This is a genomic window from Uliginosibacterium sangjuense, from assembly GCF_059132465.1.
The window spans coordinates 3,400,383-3,420,933 of sequence record NZ_CP101132.1; the positions used below are offsets into that span (position 1 = coordinate 3,400,383).

General features: G+C 66.4%; 15 protein-coding genes. 12 read left to right on the forward strand and 3 right to left on the reverse strand.

The window, feature by feature from the left end; genetic code table 11:
• Positions 1-93: 93 nt before the first annotated feature.
• Positions 94-1,884, reverse strand: coding sequence for an ABC transporter ATP-binding protein/permease (locus NMB43_RS15505; protein ID WP_494349063.1), 1,791 nt, complete (start codon positions 1,882-1,884; stop codon positions 94-96).
• A gap of 303 nt (positions 1,885-2,187) precedes the next feature.
• Between NMB43_RS15505 and NMB43_RS15510 the strand changes: the two genes are divergently transcribed.
• The 12 genes from NMB43_RS15510 to NMB43_RS15565 all read left to right on the forward strand — a co-directional run bounded on the left by NMB43_RS15510 (position 2,188) and on the right by NMB43_RS15565 (position 17,605).
• Positions 2,188-3,774, forward strand: coding sequence for an OpgD/OpgG family glucan biosynthesis protein (locus NMB43_RS15510; protein ID WP_494349064.1), 1,587 nt, complete (start codon positions 2,188-2,190; stop codon positions 3,772-3,774).
• A 59-nt stretch (positions 3,775-3,833) separates the two neighbouring features.
• On the forward strand, positions 3,834-5,681 hold the full coding sequence (mdoH, locus tag NMB43_RS15515; protein ID WP_494349065.1) for a glucans biosynthesis glucosyltransferase MdoH: 1,848 nt from the start codon (positions 3,834-3,836) through the stop codon (positions 5,679-5,681).
• Between the two features lie 115 nt (positions 5,682-5,796).
• Positions 5,797-6,471 (forward strand): DJ-1/PfpI family protein, encoded by a 675-nt coding sequence (locus NMB43_RS15520; protein ID WP_494349066.1) that lies wholly within the window; start codon positions 5,797-5,799, stop codon positions 6,469-6,471.
• A gap of 33 nt (positions 6,472-6,504) precedes the next feature.
• Positions 6,505-7,884, forward strand: coding sequence for a CmpA/NrtA family ABC transporter substrate-binding protein (locus tag NMB43_RS15525; RefSeq protein ID WP_494349067.1), 1,380 nt, complete (start codon positions 6,505-6,507; stop codon positions 7,882-7,884).
• 138 nt (positions 7,885-8,022) lie between these two features.
• Entirely contained in the window at positions 8,023-8,862 is an 840-nt protein-coding gene (gene ntrB, locus NMB43_RS15530) for a nitrate ABC transporter permease (protein ID WP_494349068.1), read from the forward strand.
• A 146-nt stretch (positions 8,863-9,008) separates the two neighbouring features.
• Entirely contained in the window at positions 9,009-9,881 is an 873-nt protein-coding gene (locus tag NMB43_RS15535; protein ID WP_494349069.1) for an ABC transporter ATP-binding protein, read from the forward strand.
• Between the two features lie 24 nt (positions 9,882-9,905).
• Positions 9,906-10,349, forward strand: a complete 444-nt coding sequence (gene cynS, locus NMB43_RS15540; protein ID WP_494349070.1) for a cyanase — start codon at positions 9,906-9,908, stop codon at positions 10,347-10,349.
• A 193-nt stretch (positions 10,350-10,542) separates the two neighbouring features.
• Complete coding sequence (locus NMB43_RS15545) at positions 10,543-11,016, forward strand: nuclear transport factor 2 family protein (protein ID WP_494349071.1); 474 nt, start codon at positions 10,543-10,545, stop codon at positions 11,014-11,016.
• 154 nt (positions 11,017-11,170) lie between these two features.
• The gene (locus tag NMB43_RS15550) at positions 11,171-12,265 is read left to right on the forward strand and encodes an FIST signal transduction protein (RefSeq protein WP_494349072.1); all 1,095 of its coding nucleotides are present in this window, start codon (positions 11,171-11,173) and stop codon (positions 12,263-12,265) included.
• 120 nt (positions 12,266-12,385) lie between these two features.
• Positions 12,386-13,759, forward strand: a complete 1,374-nt coding sequence (locus NMB43_RS15555) for a phosphomannomutase/phosphoglucomutase (protein WP_494349073.1) — start codon at positions 12,386-12,388, stop codon at positions 13,757-13,759.
• A gap of 452 nt (positions 13,760-14,211) precedes the next feature.
• On the forward strand, positions 14,212-15,777 hold the full coding sequence (locus NMB43_RS15560; RefSeq protein ID WP_494349074.1) for a pectate lyase family protein: 1,566 nt from the start codon (positions 14,212-14,214) through the stop codon (positions 15,775-15,777).
• 238 nt (positions 15,778-16,015) lie between these two features.
• Positions 16,016-17,605 (forward strand): pectate lyase family protein, encoded by a 1,590-nt coding sequence (locus tag NMB43_RS15565; RefSeq protein WP_494349075.1) that lies wholly within the window; start codon positions 16,016-16,018, stop codon positions 17,603-17,605.
• Positions 17,606-17,676: 71 nt separating this feature from the next.
• On the opposite strand, the gene NMB43_RS15570 is transcribed toward NMB43_RS15565, so the two are convergent.
• Complete coding sequence (locus NMB43_RS15570; RefSeq protein WP_494349076.1) at positions 17,677-18,702, reverse strand: threonine aldolase family protein; 1,026 nt, start codon at positions 18,700-18,702, stop codon at positions 17,677-17,679.
• Complete coding sequence (locus NMB43_RS15575; RefSeq protein WP_494349077.1) at positions 18,699-20,456, reverse strand: sensor domain-containing diguanylate cyclase; 1,758 nt, start codon at positions 20,454-20,456, stop codon at positions 18,699-18,701. Before NMB43_RS15575 ends, NMB43_RS15570 begins: the two co-directional genes overlap by 4 nt.
• Positions 20,457-20,551: the final 95 nt, after the last annotated feature.

Below are 20,551 nucleotides of genomic sequence, written 5' to 3' on the forward strand. Positions count from 1 at the left end.
AGCAAGACTGGCGCGCGGCGCCGTGGGATTGGATCAAAGGCGGCTGCGGCCGGCGGAATGATGGTGGGCTACTCCGCACGACCGCCCATTCCATCACGCCGCCAGGGGCTGCAGGCTCCAGCCTCCGGCCTGTCCGCTGAGCTTCAGCTCGTAGCGGTGGAAGGCGAGCAGGCTGCTGCGGTGGCCCACGCTGACCAGGATGGTCTGTGGCAGGGCCTCGCGCAGCAGGCTGTACATGGCGTGCTCCAGGCCTTCGTCCATGGCCGAGCTGGATTCGTCGAGGAAGATCGCCGCCGGGCGGGCGATCAAGGCGCGGCCGATGGCCAGGCGCTGCTGCTCGCCGAGCGAGAGGATGCGCGACCAGTCATCCTCGTCGTCGAGGCGTGCGCTCAGATGCCCGAGCTGGCAGCGACGCAACACCTCGGCAGCGGCCTCGCCCGGCTCGGCGGATGCGGGGTAGTACAAGGCGGCGCGCAGGCTGCCCAGGGGCAGGTAGGGACGTTGCGAGAGGAACAGCGCCTGCGCGCCCTGGGGACGCACGACCTCGCCCTCGGCAAAAGGCCACAGGCCTGCCAGCGCGCGCAGCAAGGTGGTCTTGCCCGAGCCGGAAGGGCCGCGGATCAGCAAGGCCTCGCCCGGCTCCAGCGCAAGATCCAGCCCGCTCAGCAAGGGCTGCTGCGCGGGTGAGCGCACGCTCAGGCCGCGCACCGCCACCCGCGCGCCGTCGCTGGCCTGTACCACCGCCGGCAAGGCTTCGCTCTGCTCGATCACCTCGACAAAGCCGGTCAGACGCACCAGCACCGCGCGGTAGGTGGCGAACTCGTCGTAGGCGTTGCGGAAGAAGGACAGCGAGTCCTGCACCTGGCCGAAGGCCTGCGCGGTCTGCATCAGGTCGCCGAGCTGGATCTCCTTTGAAAACAGGCGCGGGGCCTGGATGATCATCGGGAACACCACGGCGAGCTGGCTCACCCCAAGGTTGAAGCCCTGCAGCTTGAGGCTGCGGTACAGCACATCCCACATGTTGCGGATCACGCTGGCAAAGCGCGCCAGCAAGGTGTGCCGTTCGACCTGCTCGCCGCCATAGAACGCAATGCTCTCGCCATACTCGCGCAGGCGGATCAGGGCATAGCGGAAGTCGGCGTTGAAGCGTTCGCTGAGGAAGCTCAGGCGGATCAACGGACGGCCGATCCACACCGCGAAGACCGTCGCCACCGCGACATAGAGGTAGACGAGGAAGACCATGGCGCGCGGGATCTCGTGGCCGAACAGGGCCAGTACGCCGGACAGGCCCCACAGGATCAGGGTGAATTCGATCAGCGAGACGATTGCATCCAGCATGCCCAGCGACAGACTCAGCGTGCTCTGCACGAACTGGGTCACGTCCTGCTGGATGCGCTGGTCGGGGTTGTCCACCTGCTCCGGCAGGAACTGGCTGCGGTAGTAGTTGCGCCTGGCGAGCCAGCGGTCCATCAGCGTTTCGCTCAATGCAGCACGCCAGTGGATCTGAAAGCCCTCACGCACGTAAGCAGTGAATAAGGCGCGGGCCACATGCAGCGTCGCCAGCACGCCGAACACAGCCATCATGAACCAGAAGGCCGGCGCGTCGAGCTTCTGCATCGCGGTGTAGGCGCCGTTGTACCAGAAGGAGAACAGCACGTTCATGCGCACCGAAACCAGGGTCAGCAGAACCAGCAAGGCCAGCACGGCGAGCGGCTTCCAGCTTCGCCGCGGATTGAAGTAAGGCCACGCCAGGCGCTTGACCTGTCGCCCCCAACCCGTGGCATGCGCCAACCACAACACGAGCAGGGACAGCACCACCACGCTGATCGCAAAGGTCTTGGCCAGCCAGAGCGCGCTGGTCAGCAACTCCTGATTCCAATCCATTCACACCTCCCGGCTTTTCCCAGCCGCAGGATTACAAGCTGTTACAAAAATTGCCGCAGGCCGTCAGCGTGCCGAAAAGCCCGCAAACATACTAGCTCCCGCAGATCGACCGGCCCGTCCTTGCGGCCTCTTTTCGCAGGCAGCGCAGGAAACAGGGGAACCGCCGCCACGATCGCCAGTCCGAAGCAGCGCAAATTTGCCTGCCCCGTTTGCGCAGTCATGCCGTGCACGCCTTCCTGCTCTCAAGCGTCTGGCATCAATACTGCATGGCTTGTGCTGGGCACGTCGCACATGCCAAGGACCATGACATACCCGACCCAACCGATTCCCTTGCGCACCCGCACTGCGCGAGCTTTGTTGCGCTTTTCCGACCTGCTGCCCGCCACGCTGCTCGCCTGTCTTGTCGGGCTGACGCTGCCCCAAGTTCGCGCAGCCACGCCCGATGACATCTTCGCCCAGCTTGCCGAGCGCGCCCGCGCAGGCGCGGCCACGCCGTATCGGAATACATCGCCGACCTTGCCCGAGCCGCTGCGCACGCTGAACTACGACCAGATGCGCGACATCCGGTTCAAACCGGCCGAGGCCCTGTGGCGCAAGGAGGGGCTGCCTTTCGAGGCGATGTTCTTCCACCTCGGCAAGTACTTCCTGGAGCCCGTTACCATCCACGAGGTGGTCGACGGCCAGGTGCGGGAACAGCCCTTCTCCACCCGCCTGTTCGACTATGGCCAGAACCGCTTCGACACGCAGCACTGGGGCGACATCGGTTTTGCCGGCCTGCGCCTGCATTACCCGCTGAATTCGCCGCAGTACAAGGACGAGTTGATCGTGTTCCAGGGGGCGAGTTACTTCCGTGCGCTGGGAGCCGGACAAATATATGGTCTCTCGGCGCGCGGTCTGGCCATCGACACCGTGGGCGGCCAGGGCGAGGAGTTTCCGCGCTTCACCGAGTTCTGGCTGGTGCGCCCATCTGCCGGCGCGCGCGAGACCACCATCCTGGCCCTGCTCGACTCCCCCAGCGCGAGCGGCGCGTACCGCTTCGTCGTGCAACCGGGCGCGACCACCACGGTGGATATCAGCGCCCGCCTCTACCTGCGCAAACCGGTCGCCACCCTGGGCCTGGCGCCGCTGACCAGCATGTTCCTGGCCGGCGAGAACCAACCGCCGCGCAGCGGCTTCCGCCCGGAGATTCACGATTCTGACGGTCTCGCCATCCACACCGCACAGAACGAATGGATCTGGCGGCCGCTGGTCAATCCGCCCCACATCCTGACCACCTCCTTCGCGCTGGAGAATCCGCGCGGCTTCGGCCTGATGCAGCGCGACCGCCAGTTCGCCAGCTACGAGGACACCGAGGCGCGCTACGACAAACGCCCCAGCGCCTGGATCGAACCGCAGGGCGACTGGGGGCGCGGCCGCGTCGAACTGGTGCTGCTGCCCACGCCCGACGAGACCCACGACAACGTGGTCGCCTACTGGGTGCCGGAACGGAGCCCGACGCCGGGCGCCCCGCTCGATCTGCGCTACCGCCTGCACATGCAGGGCGCGCAACAGGCCTTGCCACCTCACGGCCACGCGGTGCAGGCGCGGCGCGGTGCCGGTTTCGCTCCGCTCGCCGCCGACGAGGAGCATTTCGTCATCGATTTCGCCGGCCCGGCGTTAGACCGTTTGAAGCCGGACGCCACCGTCCGCGCCCGGATCGAGACCTCGGCCAACGCACGCATCGAGGAGCAGACCGTGTTCCGCAACGAGGGCAGCGGCGGCTGGCGACTCGCCTTGCGCCTCAAGCGCCAGGACAAGCAGCCGATCGAGCTGCGCGCCTATCTCCAGAATCAGCAAGACACCCTCACAGAAACATGGAACGCGATCCTTCCTCCTCTGCCCCAGCCATGAACCCCGTTGATCAAGCGCCTGCCGCCCTGGTGCAGACACCCGCGCTAAAGCGTGGGTCGATGCCCGCCGCCCCCTGGTTCGGCTGGCGCGAAGCCTGGCGGCGCCTACGGGGCAGGCCGACGCGCGCGGTACCGGTGTACGACACCCAGCCGCCGCTCCCCTGGCAAGACGTCGCCACCCGCCGACGTACCCTGCTGGGTTTGCTGATGGCGCTCACCACGCTGTGCTCGGGCGCCGTCATGACACGCGTGCTGGACTGGCACAGCATGCCCCTGCTCTCGACGCTGCAGTTCCTCCTGTTCCTGCCGCTGGTGGCCTGGGTGTCGGCCGGCTTCTGGTCGGCCATGATGGGCTTCGTGGTGCTGTTGCGCGGTGACGATCACGTGCTCTCCGCCCGCCAGGCCGACGGGGTGACGATTCCGCCCGAGGCGCGCAGCGCCATCGTGATGCCGATCTGCAACGAACACGTGCCGACCGTCATCGCCGGCCTGCGCGCCACCTGCGAATCGCTCGCCGCCACGGGCCAGGCGCGCCATTTCGACGTGTTCATCCTGTCCGACACGCGCGACCCGGCGCTGCAGGCACAGGAGCTCGCGGCTTGGCAGACGCTCTGCGCCGAGCTGGCCGGCAGCGGCGCACCACGCGTCTACTACCGGGTGCGCCGCCGCCCCGGCAAGCGCAAGGCGGGCAACCTGGCCGATTTCTGCCGTCGCTGGGGGCGCCTGTACCGCTACATGATCGTGTTCGATGCCGACAGCATCATGAGTGGCGAATGCCTGGCCGGCCTGGTACGCCTCATGGAGGTGAATCCGCGCGCCGGCATCATCCAGACCGTGCCACGCCCCTGTGGCCAGACCACGTTGCACGCGCGCGCCCAGCAGTTCGCCTCGCGCGTGACCGGCAGCCTGTTCACCGCCGGCATGCAGTACTGGCAACTGGGCGACTCGCACTACTGGGGGCACAACGCGATCATCCGCACCGCCCCTTTCATGCGCCACTGCGGGCTGGCCACGCTGGCGGGCCGGGGGCCGCTTGCCGGCGACGTGCTCTCGCACGACTTCGTCGAGGCCGCCCTGATGCGCCGCGCCGGCTACCACGTGTGGGTGGTGCCGGACCTGCCCGGCAGCTTCGAGCAGGTCCCGCACAACCTGCTGGCCGAGCTGCAACGCGACCGGCGCTGGTGCCAGGGCAACATGCTCAACACCCGCTTGATCGCCGAGCCTGGCCTGGCCCCCGCACATCGCGCCATGTTCGTGACCGGCGCCATGGCTTATGCCTCCGCCCCGCTGTGGCTGCTCTACCTGCTGGCGGGCACCCTGGCATGGGGCTTCGTGGAGCCCGCACTGGGCGACGCCCTGCCCGGCGCCTTGCAAAGCCTGTGGCTGTTCATCGCGCTGATGCTGATGCTGCCGCGCGCACTAGGCGTGGCCGCGATCTGCCTGCGCCGCGAACAGGGCGCGTTCGGTGGCACGCGCCGCCTGTTGGCGAGCGCCGCCATCGAGGGGCTGCTGTCGATGCTGCAGGCACCGATCCGCATGTTCGCGCACACCAGTTTCGTCTTCTCCGCCGTGACCGGCATGAGGCTGGAATGGAAATCCCCCCCGCGCGAGGCCGACGCATTGAGCTGGCGCGAAGCAGCGGATGGCTTCGTCGGCGACAGCCTGCTCGCCGCGCAATGGGGCATGTTCGCGCAACTGAGCCATCCGGCCGCAGCACTCTGGCTGGCCCCCATCTACGCCCCGCTGGTAGGGGCCATCCCCTTGGCAGTGACCACCGGCGACCTGCGCCTGGGGCGGAGCATCCGCGCGCGCAAGCTGCTGCTGGTGCCGGAGGAATTCAGGACGCCGCGCGTGCTCACCGCCGCCTGGCACTACGGTCGCCAACCGAGGCCCGCCCCGGCCACCTGACGCCCCCTCCCTCGTGTGTCGTGTAGTGATTCCACTACACGACAATCACGCCGCGCACGATACCGCCGCCTCGCCCCCCGCCCTAATCTGGCCCCAACACACAAGGGGCCAGAACATGGCGCGTATCGCAGGATTCCGGGTCGGGATTTACGTCTTCAAGGACGCAGAGCTCATCGACTACGCCGCACCCGCCGGCGTGCTGTCGGTGGCACGCCGGCTCGACCCTGAGATCGACGTGTTCCTGCTTGCCGAGGCCATGCGTCCGGTGCAGACCACCTCCGGCATCACCGTGCTGCCCAACTACACCCTGGCCGATTCGCCGGCCATGGATGCCTTCGTCATCTCCGGCGGCCTGGGTGCGCGGCAGGAGATGCACAACCGCCGCCTGCACGATTTCATCCGCCAGCAGCGCACCGATTGCCTGCTCGCCAGCGTGTGCACCGGCTCCTGGGTGTTCGGCCGCATGGGTCTGCTCGACGGCTTGCCCGCCACCAACCGCAAGGAGCCGGATCGGCTGGAGGCCTCGTACATGGGCAAGACCCCGATCGACCGCCTGGCCGAGATCGCACCGACCTGCCGCGTCAGCCGTGCGCGCGTGGTCGACGCCGGCCGCGTGATCACTGCCGGTGGCATGAGCGCCGGGCTGGAACTGGGTTTCCACCTGCTACGCCGCGCCGGTTACGACGAGGCCTTCGTCGGTGAGGTGGCGCGAATCATGGAGTACCAGCGCGCCTACCAGTTGCACCGCGACGACATCGAATTCGCCCACGGCATGTCTGCCGCCGCCTAGCACACGGCCCATCTTTCTTCGAGGAGTATCGCCATGTCAGCCTTCAAGGACCCTTTCGATCACCGCAACCGCCTCGGTGCCGGCACTTGCACCTGCGGCCAGCATCACACCCAGGCCGAGCATGACGCCGCGCAGGCACAGGACCTGGCGGCGGATGCCAACGAAGAGGCGATGAGCCGCCGCGTGATCGAATCCGCCGTGATGCGCGCGGTGTTCCCCGATGACGCCAAGCGCCGCGCCTTCCTGCAGGCGGTGGGACGCGGCAGCGCACTGGCCGCGATCTCCACCTTCTTCCCGCTGGGCGCGCTGGAAGCCATGGCGCAGGAGAAAGGCCCGCTGGAGAAGAAGGATCTGAAGATCGGCTTCATCCCCATCACCTGCTCCAGCCCCATCGTGATGGCCGACCCGCTGGGCTTCTACAAAGCCCAGGGCCTCAGCGTGCAGGTGGTGAAGACGGCGAGCTGGGCACTGATCCGCGACAAGGTGATGAACAAGGAATACGACGCCTCGCACATGCTGGCGCCGATGCCCATCGCCATGTCGTTGGGCGTGGGCTCCAACCCCTTGCCGGTCAACGTGGCGACGATCCAGAACACCAACGGCCAGGCCATCACCCTGTCGGTCAAGCACAAGGACAAGCGCGACCCGAAGGACTGGAAGGGCTTCAAGTTCGCGGTCCCCTTCGACTACTCGATGCACAACTTCCTGCTGCGCTACTACGTGGCAGAACACGGACTGGACCCAGACCGCGACATCCAGATCCGCGTGGTACCGCCGCCCGAAATGGTGGCCAACCTACGCGCCGGCAACATCGACGGCTTCCTCGGCCCGGACCCCTTCAACCAGCGCGCGGTGTACGAGGAGGTGGGCTTCATCCACATCCTCTCCAAGGAGATCTGGAACGGCCACCCCTGCTGCTCGTTCGGCGCCTCGGCCGATTTCGTGAAGCAGAACCCCAACACCTTCGCCGCGCTGTACCGCGCCGTGTTGACCGCCTCCAAGATGGCGCGCGACCCGAAGAACCGCCCGATCATGGCCGAGGTGCTGTCACCCGCCAACTACCTCAACCAGCCCAAGACGGTGCTTGAACAGGTGCTCACCGGGCGCTTCGCCGACGGCCTGGGCCAAGTGCAGAACGTGCCCGACCGCGCCGACTTCGACCCCTTCCCCTGGTACTCGATGGCGGTATGGATCCTCACCCAGATGAAGCGCTGGGGCTATGTAAAAGGCGATCTGCAATACAAGGACATCGCCGAGAAGGTCTACCTGCTCACCGACGCCAAGAAGCGCATGGCCGAAGTCGGGCTCACCCCGCCCAAGGAGAGCTACGCGAAGTTCAAGGTCATGGGCAAGGAATTCGACCCCATGAAGCCGGAAGCCTACGTGGAGAGCTTTGCGATCAAGCGGGCGTGATGGCGCGCGGACACAGCACATCCCCCTCCCCCGCCTGCGGGGGAGGGTGGCGCGCAGCGCCGGGAGAGGGCTCCGCCTGCCTCTGCAGGCAGCAAAGACACGAACCTTGATGCATGACCTGATGAGTCCGAACCAGAGATGAAACCCCAGACCTGGAAATCCGCCCTGCTCTCGCTGCTGCTGTTCGCACTGTTCGTCGGCGTCTGGCATGTCGCGACACTGCCCAAGGCCAGCGGCGGCCCCGCCACCGCCGCCGATGAGTACGCCGCGCTGATGGGCAAGAGCGAGGCCAAGCAGACCGGCTTTCCGCCGCCGCTGGAGATCGGCCGCGCCATCGTGCATTACCTGTCCGACCCCTTCTATGACCGCGGCCCCAACGACAAGGGCATCGCCATCCAGTTGGGTCATTCGCTGGGGCGTGTCGCCCTGGGCTTCCTGCTGGCGGCGGCGGTGGCCATCCCGCTTGGCTTTGCCATCGGCATGTCGCCCCTGCTGTACCGCGCACTGGACCCGTTCATCCAGGTGCTCAAACCGATCTCGCCCCTGGCCTGGATGCCGCTCGCGCTCTACACGATCAAGGACAGCAGCATCTCCGGCGTGTTCGTGATCTTCATCTGCTCGCTGTGGCCGATGCTGATCAACACCGCCTTCGGGGTGGCCGGCGTGCGGCGCGACTGGCTCAACGTGGCGCGCACGCTGGAGGTGCGCCCGCTGCGCCGCGCACTGACCGTGATCCTGCCTGCCGCCGCGCCCACCATCGTGACCGGCGCGCGCATCTCGATGGGCATCGCCTGGCTGGTGATCGTCGCCGCCGAGATGCTGGTCGGTGGCACCGGCATCGGCTACTTCGTGTGGAACGAGTGGAACAACCTGGCGCTGCCCAACGTGATCTTCGCCATCCTCGTGATCGGCGTGGTCGGCATGTTGCTCGACCGCCTGTTCGCGCTGCTGCAGAAATGGGTGACGTATGCAGAGTGATGGACGGATCACCCCCGCCTCGTCGTCCCTGCGCAGGCAGGGACCCAACGGCTTTGGGTGCGCCACCGCCCGGGCCGCGCACGGCGAAAGACACTGGATTCCCGCCTGCGCGGGAATGACGACTCCCTTCTGAGACGAGCACGCACATGCCCTACCTGCAAGTCGAACAACTGTCCAAGACCTACGCGCCCGGTGCCGAGCCGGTGTTCGAGACGATCAACTTCGGCATCGAGCGCGGCGAGTTCGTCTGCATCATCGGCCACTCCGGCTGCGGCAAGACGACCATCCTCAACGTGCTGGCCGGGCTGGAGTCGCCCAGCGCCGGCAATGTGATCGTGGATGGCCGCGAGGTGAGCGGCCCGGGTCTGGACCGTGGCGTGGTGTTCCAGAGTCACGCACTGATGCCCTGGTTCTCGGTGCTGGAGAACGTGTGCTTCGCGGTGCGCTCACGCTGGCCCGACAAGTCACGCGCCGAGATCGAGGCACAGGCCACCGAGTACCTGACCATGGTGGGTCTGGGTCATGCGCTGAAGAAGAAGCCGGCCGAACTCTCGGGCGGCATGAAACAACGTGTGGGCATCGCGCGGGCCTTTGCCATCCAGCCCAAGATGCTGCTGCTCGACGAACCCTTCGGCGCACTCGACGCACTCACACGCGGCACCATCCAGGACGAACTGCTGAAGATCGTGCAGGCCACGCAGCAGACCGTCTTCATGATCACCCATGACGTGGACGAAGCCATCCTGCTCGCCGACAAGGTGCTGCTGATGAGCAACGGGCCGCGCGCCAAGATCGCCGAGATCGTGGAGATCACGCTGCCGCGCAATCGCACGCGCGCTAGCCTGCATCACGACCCGCAGTACTACCGCATCCGCAACCACCTGATCGACTTCCTGGTCAGCCGCGCCGGCAGTGAGGCCGCGCGCCAGGCCACGCATCCGCTGCGAGTACGTCCCGGCCTGGAGGCCTCGCCCGACTCGCCCCCTCTTATCCGCGCCAGTGACGAGCTGGCCGCCTGAACCCGCCACCCAAGGAGAACACCCATGAAGCGCCACGACGTCACCGAACTGATCATCGAGAAGAAGATCGCCAAGAAGCTCAAGTGGAGCCAGATCGCCGAAGTGGTCGGCCAATCCAAGGAATGGACCACCGCCGCCCTGCTCGGCCAGATGACACTCACCGAGGAGCAGGCCACCAAGGTCGGCACCTTGTTCGAGCTGCCCGAAGAAGCCGTCGCCCTGCTGCAGGTCGTCCCCTACAAGGGCTCGCTGCCCACCAGCGTGCCGACCGACCCGCTGATCTACCGCTTCTACGAACTGGTGAGCGTGTACGGCACCACCTTCAAGGAACTGATCCACGAGGAATTCGGCGACGGCATCATGAGCGCCATCGATTTCAAGATGGACCTCAAGCGCGAGGCCAACCCGATGGGCGACCGCGTGAGCATCACCATGAGCGGGAAGTTCCTCCCATACAAAACCTACTGAAAAAGGGCGCGCCAGTGGGGCTGCGCGAACCCCTGGCGTTGTCGGCTCGCTCGCCGTGCAGGAGCACTGCTCTGCGCGAGCCTTCTAGCAAGGCGTCCGCTCGCTCCCACTGACGCACCCTTTTGCGGCATCCGAATCACAGCAGAATACACAGAGCTCCGGCGGTAACGCCGCCCCACGCAGGAACCCGATCATGTCCGAGCAAGCCCGCCCACCGCTCCCACCCTTCACCGCCGAAACCGCCGCCCAGAAAGCCCGCCTGGCGGAAGACGCCTGGAACTCGCGCGACCCCGAGCGCGTGTCGCTGGCCTACACGCCGGACAGTCAGTGGCGCAACCGTGCCGAGTTTCCGCGTGGCCGCGCGCAGATCGTCGAGTTTTTGCAACGCAAGTGGGCCCGCGAACTGGAGTACCGGCTCATCAAGGAAGTCTGGGCCTGGCAGGAAAATCGCATCGCGGTGCGCTTTGCCTATGAATGGCACGACGACGCCGGCCAGTGGTTCCGCTCGTATGGCAACGAGAACTGGGAATTCGACGCACAGGGGCTGATGGCCGTCCGCCACGCCAGCATCAACGACCTGCCGATCCGGCCCGAGGAGCGCAAATTCCACTGGCCACAGGGACGCCGGCCAGACAATCACCCGGGCTTGTCCGCCCTGGGCTTGTAGTCGCCGGTCCCGCCATCGGGGCATGCCCGGGGCGCTCGGGCCGGCACGGCGGGCGCTGCTGCCTTAAAATGGCAGCCCAGCCCCCGTCCGGACCCAGCATGTCGCCCCTCTTCGCCGCTCCCGTCCCGCCCGCCCTCGTCGAAAGCCGCCCGGCATGAGCCGCGCCCGCTTCGCCAGCGCCTTTGCCGCCGGCAGCGACTGGAGCGGAGTGCTGGACCAGGCCCTGCGTCAGTTGCCGCGCCTGCGTACGGCCGGCGCCAACCTGGGGTTCCTGTACGTCTCCGACCAGTTCAGCGAGTACATCGCCCCCATCCTGGCGCGCCTGCGCGAAGCCACCGGCGTTGCACACTGGGTCGGCGCCTCGGGCGTCGGCGTGATCGGCGACCGTGGCGCGGAGATGGACAACCCGGCCATCTCGATCATGCTGGGCCAGTTCCCGCCCGACAGCTTCCGTGTCTTCTCGGGCCGCAGCCCGCTGCCGCGCGACTTCGCCGCCTACGGCGCGCTGATCCACGCGGACCCGCGCACGCCGGACATGGGCGAGCTGGTGCAGGACATGGCGGCCCGCGTGCGCGCAGCCACCCTAGTCGGCGGCATGGCCAGCGCGCGTGACACCGCCTGGCAGATCGCCGACGCGCCCTTGACCGGTGGCCTCTCCGGCGCCGCCTTCGACAGCCGGGTGCGCCTGCTGACCGGGGTGAGCCAGAGTTGCGTGGCCCTGCCCGGCAGTTGGCGTGTGACCGCCGCCAGCGACAACCTGATCGACAAGATCGACGGCCGCCCGGCGCTGGACATCTTCCGCGAAGCTATCGGCCCGGCGCGCGGCGCCGACCTGCGCCATGCCATCCGCAACGTGCAGGTGGGCCTCACCAATGGTCCGGAGGATCGGCGCCTGTTCGCCGTGCGCTACATCGTCGCCGCCGACGTGCGCACCGGGCGCATCGCCATCAACGACAACCTCGCCGCCGGTCAGCACTTGGTCTTCGTGCAACAGGATGAAAGCAGCGCACGCGAGGATCTGCACAACATGCTGGTGGAGCTGCGCGAAGCCTGCCCCGCGGAACCGCGCGGCGCGCTGTACGTGAGTTGCCTGGGCCGTGGCGGCGCCATGTTCGAGCGCGACCAGACGGAGATCGAAATGATCGCCGAGGTCTTCGGCGACCTGCCCCTGGCGGGTTTCTTCGCGGCCGGCGAGATCGTCGGCTCCCGCGTACTGGGTTACACGGGAGCGCTGACGCTGATCCTCTGATCGGCCCAAGAGGGCTGGCCGCTTGAACCGAGGGTCAACCCCTATAAAATCAAATGAAGCCCGGGTGTCGTGCCTCTGCACGGCCCCTTCCGGAATTTTCCTTCTGCTTGGACCACACCTATGACCCATCCAGCACCCGAAATCTTCAAGGCCTACGACATCCGCGGCATCGTCGGCAAATCCCTCACCATCGACACGGTGCGCGCCATCGGCCAGGCCCTCGGCAGCGAGGCGCTGGCCCGCGCCCAGAAGACCATCGTCATCGGTCGTGACGGCCGCCTGTCCGGTCCCGATTTCGCTGCCGCGCTGGCCGAAGGCATCACCAGCACCGGTATCGACGTCATCGACATCGGCTGCGTGGCCACCCCGATCACCTACTTCGCGGCCTACCACCTGGGCGCGAATTCCTGCGTGTCGATCACCGGCAGCCACAACCCGCCCGAGTACAACGGCCTCAAGATGGTGCTGGGTGGCCAGACCCTTTATGGCGCGATGATCCAGGATCTGCGCCGCCGCATCGTCGACGGCGACCTGGCCAAGGGTCAGGGCAAGCTCACGCACACCGACGTGCGCCAGGCCTATATCGAACGCATCCTGAGCGACGTGAAGCTGGCCCGCCCGATGAAGATCGTGCTGGACTCCGGCAACGGCGTGGCCGGCAACACCGCGCCGGAACTCTTCAAGCGCCTGGGCTGCGAGCTGACCGAGCTGTTCTCCGAGGTCGACGGCAACTTCCCGAACCACCACCCGGACCCCTCCAAGCCCGAGAACCTGGAAGACGTGATCCATGCGCTGAAGAGTGGCGACGCTGAACTGGGCCTAGCCTTCGACGGCGACGGCGACCGCCTGGGCGTGGTCACCAAGGACGGCGAGATCATCTACCCCGACCGTCAGCTCATGCTGTTCGCGGCCGACGTGCTGAGCCGCGTGCCGGGCGGCGAAATCATCTACGACGTGAAGTGCACGCGGAACCTCGCCAAGTGGGTGCGCCAGCACGGCGGCAAGCCGGTCATGTGGAACACCGGCCATGCCCTGGTCAAGGCCAAGCTCAAGGAGACCGGCGCCCCGCTGGCCGGCGAGATGAGCGGCCACATGTTCTTCAAGGAGCGCTGGTACGGCTTCGACGACGGCCTCTACACCGGCGTGCGCCTGCTCGAAATCCTGTCGAAGAGCGCGGACGCCAATGCCGTGCTGAAGGCCCTGCCGGACGCCATCAGCACGCCCGAGCTGAACATCAAGATGAAGGAAGGCGAGCCGGTGCAACTGGTCGAGAAGCTGAAGACCGCCAGCTTCGCCGGCGAGGTCGAGCGCATCACCATCGACGGCCTGCGCGTGGAGTTCGCCGACGGCTTCGGCCTGGCCCGCTCGTCCAACACCACTCCGGTCGTGGTGCTGCGCTTCGAGGCCGACTCGGAGGCCGCCATCGCCCGCATCCAGGGCGAATTCCGTCAGGCCCTGCAAGCCGCCTGGCCGGGCATCGAACTGCCGTTCTGAGCGCCCCGGGGCGTGGCCCGCGCAACGGGTCGCGCCCCCGCCCCACTCCTGATCACGGCCCCGCCTTGCCGGTGCCCGCCCAAGCTCTATACCGCCTCCCGAACAGCCCAGCCCAATAGACGGCATGTAGGAACAATTCCTACACCGGTCGTCAGAACAAATAGCGCGCATGTCGCACCGCGCGACGCGGCCTCTGCTGCATCTCGACCCCATCCTGGCCTAGGGTTTTCCCCAGGCAACACCTTGTGTGACCTGCTTCACGGAGCAACGAAAACTCCATGCGTCTATCACCAAAGATGTAGGTCGATTTGATGCACTGCGGCTTGCCTCTACGTAGTTCGATGTGCAAACTAATGTTGCAGGGTGGCCGCAAGCTCCCCTCCGCCGACGCCGCCGGTCACGCATCCGAGACGCCGGGAACGACAGCACAACAACTAGTTGGAGACAAACTCATGCAAGTCAAACTCACCGCCTTGGCGGCCAGCCTGCTGCTGCTCGCCGGTCAGTCCGCCTTTGCCGCCTCTACCGGCGGTTTTGCGACTACCGATGGTGGCAACGTCGCCGGAGCCAAGTCCTTCACGGCGTCGACCTACACCGAAATCAACAACATCATCGCCGCGGCACGCCTTGACGCTTCTGGCAACAAGGTCACCGGCGGCGCTTACCCGGTCATCATCACCTACACCGGCAACGAAGACGCGCTGATCGCCCAGGTCATCAAGGACCACACCGTCGACGCTTCCGGCAATTGCCCGAAGCCGCGCTGGAGCGAAGCCTACAAGTACGTTGAAATCAAGGAGTTCACCAAGGGCGTGACGATCCAGGGCGCCAATGGTTCTTCGGCCAACTTCGGCATCGTCGTGAACAAGTCCAGCAACGTGATCATCAAGAACATGAAGATCGGCGCACTGCCGGGCGCTTCGAACGACGCTGACATGATCCGCATCGACAGCGGCGTCAATGTGTGGGTCGACCACAACGAGCTGTTCGCCGTGAATAACGAGTGCAAGGGCTCGCCCGACGGCGACCTGACCTTCGAGTCGGCCATCGACATCAAGAAGGAGTCGCAGAACATCACCGTTTCTTACAACGTGATCCGCGACAGCAAGAAGGTCGGCCTGGACGGTTCATCCGCCAGCGACATCGGTGGTGGCCGCAAGATCACCTTCCACCACAACGTGTACTCCAACGTGAATGGCCGTCTGCCGCTGCAACGTGGTGGCTGGATCCACGTGTACAACAACTTCTACGACAAGATCACCGAGTCGGGCATCAATGTTCGTACCGGCGGCATGGCACTGATCGAGAAGAACTGGTTCCAGAACTCGGTGAACCCGATCACCTGCCGTTACGACACGGTCAACTGCGGCAAGTGGGACCTGCGTGGCAACAACGTCACCAGCGCTGCGGGCAACGCCACCTACAACATCACCTGGACGGATCCGGGCAGCGGTGGCATCAACGCCGATAGCTGGACCAGCACGGGCACCTTCAACCTGACGCTGCCGTACTCCTACGAGCCGGTGACCCCGCAGTGCGTGAAGGACAAGCTGGCGCAGTACGCCGGCGTGGGCAAGAACGGCGCGCAACTGACCGCTGCCGCCTGCTCGGGTAGCAGCTCGTCTTCGAGCAGCTCCAGCTCCTCGTCGAGCAGCAGCTCCTCGTCCTCCAGCAGTTCGTCGAGCAGCTCCAGCAGCAGCTCTTCCAGCTCCTCGTCGTCGAGCAGCTCCTCGTCGTCCAGCTCCAGCAGCTCGTCGTCGAGCAGCAGCTCTTCCAGTTCGGGTGGTGGCACGCCGCCGGTGCTGTCGGGCACGGGTGACTATCCCAACAACTTCAGCAAGTGCGCGGACGAAGGCGCAACCTGCAAGCCGACGCGTGGCACCGGCTGGGTGGCCTTTGGCCGCAAGGGCAAGTGGGTCCTGAAGTACGTCGGCGTGAACAACAGCATCGCCTGTACCGTCGCCGCCTTCGGCTCCAACCCTGGCGGCAACCCGAACAAGTGCTCGTTCCAGAACTGATCTGATACGCACTTCGCAGCAAGCAAGGCCTGCCACTCCGGTGGCAGGCCTTTTTCGTTCACCTCGCCCCCAGAGGGACAGACGGCGCCCGTAGGACGGTGCTTGGCACCGATCCCGCACCGCCGCAGAGTCGACATGCTGCACGGCAGCGCGAGGCGATTGGCGCAGTCCGTTCGGCGGTCAGGATCGCGGGCTCCCCTGCCCGACGAAAACCAATAAACAGAATGGAGAAGTCGTTATGCAATTCAAGCTCAATGCCCTGGTCGGGGGCATCGCATTGGCCTTGGCGCAGACCGCGCTGGCCGCACCGACAGGCGGTTTTGCCACCGCTGACGGCAACATCGGCAGCGCCCGCAAATTCAGCGCCTCGACCTTCGAACAGATCCAGTCCATCATCGAAGCGGCCCGCATCGACGATGCCGGCAAGAAAGTCAGCACCGGCGCGTACCCGATTCATATCACCTACACCGGCAACGAAGACGCGCTGATCGCCCAGGTCATCAAGGACCACACGGTCGACGCCTCAGGCAATTGCCCCAAGCCGCGCTGGAGCGATACCTACCGCAAGGTCGAGATCAAGAACTTCACCGCCGGCGTGACTCTTGAAGGCGCCAACGGCTCCTCCGCCAACTTCGGCGTGGTGATCAACGGCGGCTCGAACAACGTGGTCGTCAGGAACATGAAGATCGGTGCGCTGGGCGGCGCAGCCAACGACGCCGACATGATCCGCATCGACAGCGGCTCCAACGTGTGGATCGACCACAACGAGCTGTTCGCGGTGAACAACGAGTGCAAGGGCTCGCCGGACGGCGACCTGACCTTCGAGTCGGCCATCGACATCAAGAAGGACTCGCACAACATCACCGTCTCGTACAACTTCATCCACGACAGCAAGAAGGTCGGCCTGGATGGTTCGTCGAGTTCCGATATCGCGGGTGGCCGCGAGATCACCTTCCACCACAACTACTACAAGAACGTGTCGGCCCGTCTGCCGCTGCAGCGCGGTGGCTGGATCCACGTCTACAACAACCTCTACGACGGCATCACCGACTCCGGCATCAACGTACGCCAGGGTGGCTATGCGCTGATCGAACGCAACTGGTTCCAGAACGCCAAGAACCCGGTGACCTGCCGCTACGACAGCAGCAATTGCGGCTTCTGGGATCTGCGCAACAACAACATCATGTCGCCCGCCGACTTCGCCACCTACAACATCAGCTACAGCAGCGGTGGCACGGTGGATGCGACCGACTGGAAGACGACTGCGACCTTCCCGAAGGCGCTCGGTTACACCTATGAGCCGGTCAGCGCCCAGTGCGTGAAGGACAAGCTGCCCGGCTACGCGGGCGTGGGCAAGAACGGCGCGCAACTGACCGCAGCAGCGTGCTCAGGTAGCGGCTCGTCGTCGAGCAGCTCCAGTTCATCCTCGTCCAGCAGCTCTTCGTCCAGCTCGTCTTCGTCTTCGTCTTCATCTTCTTCGTCCAGCTCCTCGTCGAGCTCGTCCTCCTCGAGCAGCAGTTCCTCCAGCTCGTCCTCGAGTTCGTCTTCGTCCAGCAGTTCCAGCTCATCCAGCTCCTCGTCGAGCAGCTCGGGTGGCGGTACGCCGCCGGCACTGTCCGGCAAGGGCGACTACCCCAACAACTTCAGCAAGTGCGCGGATGAAGGCAAGGTGTGCACGCCCAAGCGCGGCACCGGCTGGGTAGCCTTTGGCCGCAAGGGCAACTGGGTTCTGAAGTATGTTGGCGTGGGCAACAGCATCCCCTGTACCGTCGCAGCCTTCGGCTCCGACCCCAAGGGCAGCCCGAACAAGTGCTCGTTCCGTAACTGAGCCTGCGCGGCATCGCCAAATGAAAGGGCCTGCCACGCCGGTGGCAGGCCCTTTTCACGTCCGGGAGCCTTTCAGCTCAGCGCGCGCGCATCGGCCAGCAGGCGATCCACGGTGGCCGTCTCGATGTCCCAGGCGCACATGAATCGTGCGGCGCCGCCGATGAAGTTGTAGAAGCGCCAGCCACGCGACCGCAGCCCGGCCTCCAGGGCGGGAGGGAGATCGGCGAACACGCCGTTGGCCTGGGTCGGATGCGCGATGCGCACGCCCGGCAGCGCGGCCAGGCCCTCGCTGAGCCGACGTGCCATGGCATTCGCATGCGCCGCATGGCGCAGCCAGGCACCCTCTTCCAGCATGCCCAGCCAGGGTGCGGCCAGGAAGCGCATCTTCGAGGCCAGTTGGCCGGCCTGCTTGCAGCGCCAGGCGAAATCGGTCGCCAACTCGCGCTTGAAGAACACCACGGCCTCGCCCACCGGCAAGCCCATCTTGGTGCCGCCGAAGCACAACACGTCCACGCCGGCGCGCCAGGTGATGTCGGCCGGGCTCACGCCCAGCGCCGCCACCGCGTTGGCGAAGCGCGCGCCATCCATGTGGACATGCAAGCCACGCGCACGTGCCGTGGCCGCGATGGCCGCCACCTCGTCCGGGGTGTAGAGCGTGCCCAGCTCGGTGGCCTGGGTCAGGGTCACGACCGCCGGCTTGGGGTAGTGGATGTCGCTGCGCCGGGTCACCAGGTCGTCCACGGCAAAGGGCGTGAGCTTGCCCAGCTCGCCACGCGCGGTCAGCAGCTTGGCGCCGTTGGAGAAGAATTCGGGCGCGCCGCACTCATCGGTATCGACATGCGCGGCCTCATGGCAGATCACGCTGTGGTAGGACTGGCACAGCGCGGCCAGGGCCAGCGAGTTGGCGGCGGTGCCGTTGAACACGAAATACACGTCGCAGTCGGTCTCGAACAGCGTGCGCAGGCGGTCGGCCACGCGTTGCGTCCAGGGGTCGTCGCCATAGGCCGGCGCATGCCCGGTATTGGCTTCAAGCAAGGCGGCCAGCGCCTCCGGTGCGATGCCCGCGTAGTTGTCGCTGGCGAACTGCTGCATGCTCATTCTTCCTCCGGGCCGGGCCCCAGGGCATCGGATGCGAGGGTGCAGGCCCGGTCACGCCCTCCCTCCTTGGCGTCGTACAGCGCACGGTCGACCCGGCGCATGAGGGTGTCCAGGGTGTCGCGGTAGTTCAGGCTGGACACGCCGGCACTGACCGTGACCCGCCCGACATGGGTGAACTCGTGCTCGCGCACCCGCTCCAGCAGCTTGCCAGCCAGCGCGGCGGCCTCCTCCAGGCTGGACGGCGCGACCACCACGAACTCCTCGCCGCCCCAGCGCGCCAGCACGTCAGAGCTGCGCAGGTGGCCACGCACCAGACGCACCAGTTCCACCAGCACTGAATCGCCCACGGCATGGCCATAGGTGTCATTGACGCGCTTGAAGTGGTCGATGTCGAACAGGATCACCGACAGCGGCAGGTTGTAGCGCCGCGCGCGGCTCATCTCGCGCAGCGTCAGTTCCTCGCAATGGCGGCGGTTGAAGGCCTGCGTCAGGCGGTCAGTGGAGGCCTGCTGCTCCAGTTCCAGGTTGACGCTGCGCAGCTCGCGGTTGGCCAGCTCGGCCTCGACCCGTGCGAGGTGCAGTTGCGCCTCGATCTGCCGCCGCTCGTTGATGTCCAGCATCGAGTAGAGCACCGCCTCGCGCCCCTCGTACTCGACGCGCACGGCGGACAGGTAGAACCAGCGCACCTCGCCGTCGGCCCGTCGCAACTGCAGCTCGCGGCCTTCCACGACGCCACTGCGCTCCAGCTCGGAACCGACCGACTCACGCTCCTCGCCACTCACGAAGATGTCCGGCTGCGGCAGGCCGACGCGCGAAGCGCTCTCACCGCCACCGAACTCGACCCGCGCCTGGCGGTTGTCGAACAGCACCATGCTGCGTTCCGGATCGAGGATCAGGATGGGGATGGGGGTGCGCTCGAGCAACTGGCGCAATTGCTGTTCGCTGCGCCGCAAGGCGGTCTCCACCAGCTTGAGGCGGGTGACATCGTTGATCGCGGAAAGGATCAGGCGCTGGTTGCCGACGTCGACGGTGCGCGCAGACAGGATGAACCAGCCATGGCCGCCATCGGGTAGCCGCAAGGGCAGTTCGTGATTGTCGATGCGGCCGTGCTGGCGCAGTACGTCGAGCAGGCGCGTGCGCTCTTCCGGATCGACGTAGAACTCGAGCGAGGTGCGCCCGACCAGGGCCGCCGCGCCCTCAGCTCCGAACAGGCTGGCCGCCGGCTGGTTGGCCTCGAGGATCTGGCCGTTGAGCGGCGAGGTCAGCAGCATGGGCAGCGGCGAGGTATCGAGCAGCGAACGGCGCGCCGCCTCGCTGTCGGCCAGCGCGCTCTCCAGCCGTACGCGGCCGGAAACGTCATGGAACACGAAGGCCGCGCGCTGCTGGGCGAGGCGGATGCGGGTGACGCTGTAGGTCTGGCCGACCAGGCGACACTCGACCGCATCCTCGCCGCGCTCCACCAACTCGATCAGCGCGCTGACCCCGCTCTCCAGCACGCTGGAGGACACCCAGTCGCGCAGCAGGTCGGCCACGCGCAGGCCGTTCTCCGGTGCCGCTACCAGCAGGCTGTCGCACAGCTTGGCGAGACGCTCGTTGAAGCCGCGCACCCGGCCATTACGATCGAACACCAGGACAGGGGCATCGAAGCTGTCGCCCAGCACGCGCAGCTCGGTGGCGAGCGAGACCCGGCGCTGCAGGGCCAACGCGGCCGCCGCCAGCAGCAGACATCCCAGCACGCCCAGCCCAAAGACCATCTCCGCCCCCGTCCCGCAGTCGCCTCCGGACCGCGGCAGCGCGGACCGTCCCTATGCCTTCGGCATGATACCGTCCGCCACCGCGCGCGCGCAGC

Coding starts and splice junctions, on each gene's coding strand:
- NMB43_RS15505 (WP_494349063.1), bottom strand. CDS start 1,884: ATGGATTGGAATCAGGAGTTGCTGACCAGCGCGCTCTGGCTGGCCAAG.
- NMB43_RS15510 (WP_494349064.1), top strand. CDS start 2,188: ATGACATACCCGACCCAACCGATTCCCTTGCGCACCCGCACTGCGCGA.
- mdoH (WP_494349065.1), top strand. CDS start 3,834: ATGCCCGCCGCCCCCTGGTTCGGCTGGCGCGAAGCCTGGCGGCGCCTA.
- NMB43_RS15520 (WP_494349066.1), top strand. CDS start 5,797: ATGGCGCGTATCGCAGGATTCCGGGTCGGGATTTACGTCTTCAAGGAC.
- NMB43_RS15525 (WP_494349067.1), top strand. CDS start 6,505: ATGTCAGCCTTCAAGGACCCTTTCGATCACCGCAACCGCCTCGGTGCC.
- ntrB (WP_494349068.1), top strand. CDS start 8,023: ATGAAACCCCAGACCTGGAAATCCGCCCTGCTCTCGCTGCTGCTGTTC.
- NMB43_RS15535 (WP_494349069.1), top strand. CDS start 9,009: ATGCCCTACCTGCAAGTCGAACAACTGTCCAAGACCTACGCGCCCGGT.
- cynS (WP_494349070.1), top strand. CDS start 9,906: ATGAAGCGCCACGACGTCACCGAACTGATCATCGAGAAGAAGATCGCC.
- NMB43_RS15545 (WP_494349071.1), top strand. CDS start 10,543: ATGTCCGAGCAAGCCCGCCCACCGCTCCCACCCTTCACCGCCGAAACC.
- NMB43_RS15550 (WP_494349072.1), top strand. CDS start 11,171: ATGAGCCGCGCCCGCTTCGCCAGCGCCTTTGCCGCCGGCAGCGACTGG.
- NMB43_RS15555 (WP_494349073.1), top strand. CDS start 12,386: ATGACCCATCCAGCACCCGAAATCTTCAAGGCCTACGACATCCGCGGC.
- NMB43_RS15560 (WP_494349074.1), top strand. CDS start 14,212: ATGCAAGTCAAACTCACCGCCTTGGCGGCCAGCCTGCTGCTGCTCGCC.
- NMB43_RS15565 (WP_494349075.1), top strand. CDS start 16,016: ATGCAATTCAAGCTCAATGCCCTGGTCGGGGGCATCGCATTGGCCTTG.
- NMB43_RS15570 (WP_494349076.1), bottom strand. CDS start 18,702: ATGAGCATGCAGCAGTTCGCCAGCGACAACTACGCGGGCATCGCACCG.
- NMB43_RS15575 (WP_494349077.1), bottom strand. CDS start 20,456: ATGGTCTTTGGGCTGGGCGTGCTGGGATGTCTGCTGCTGGCGGCGGCC.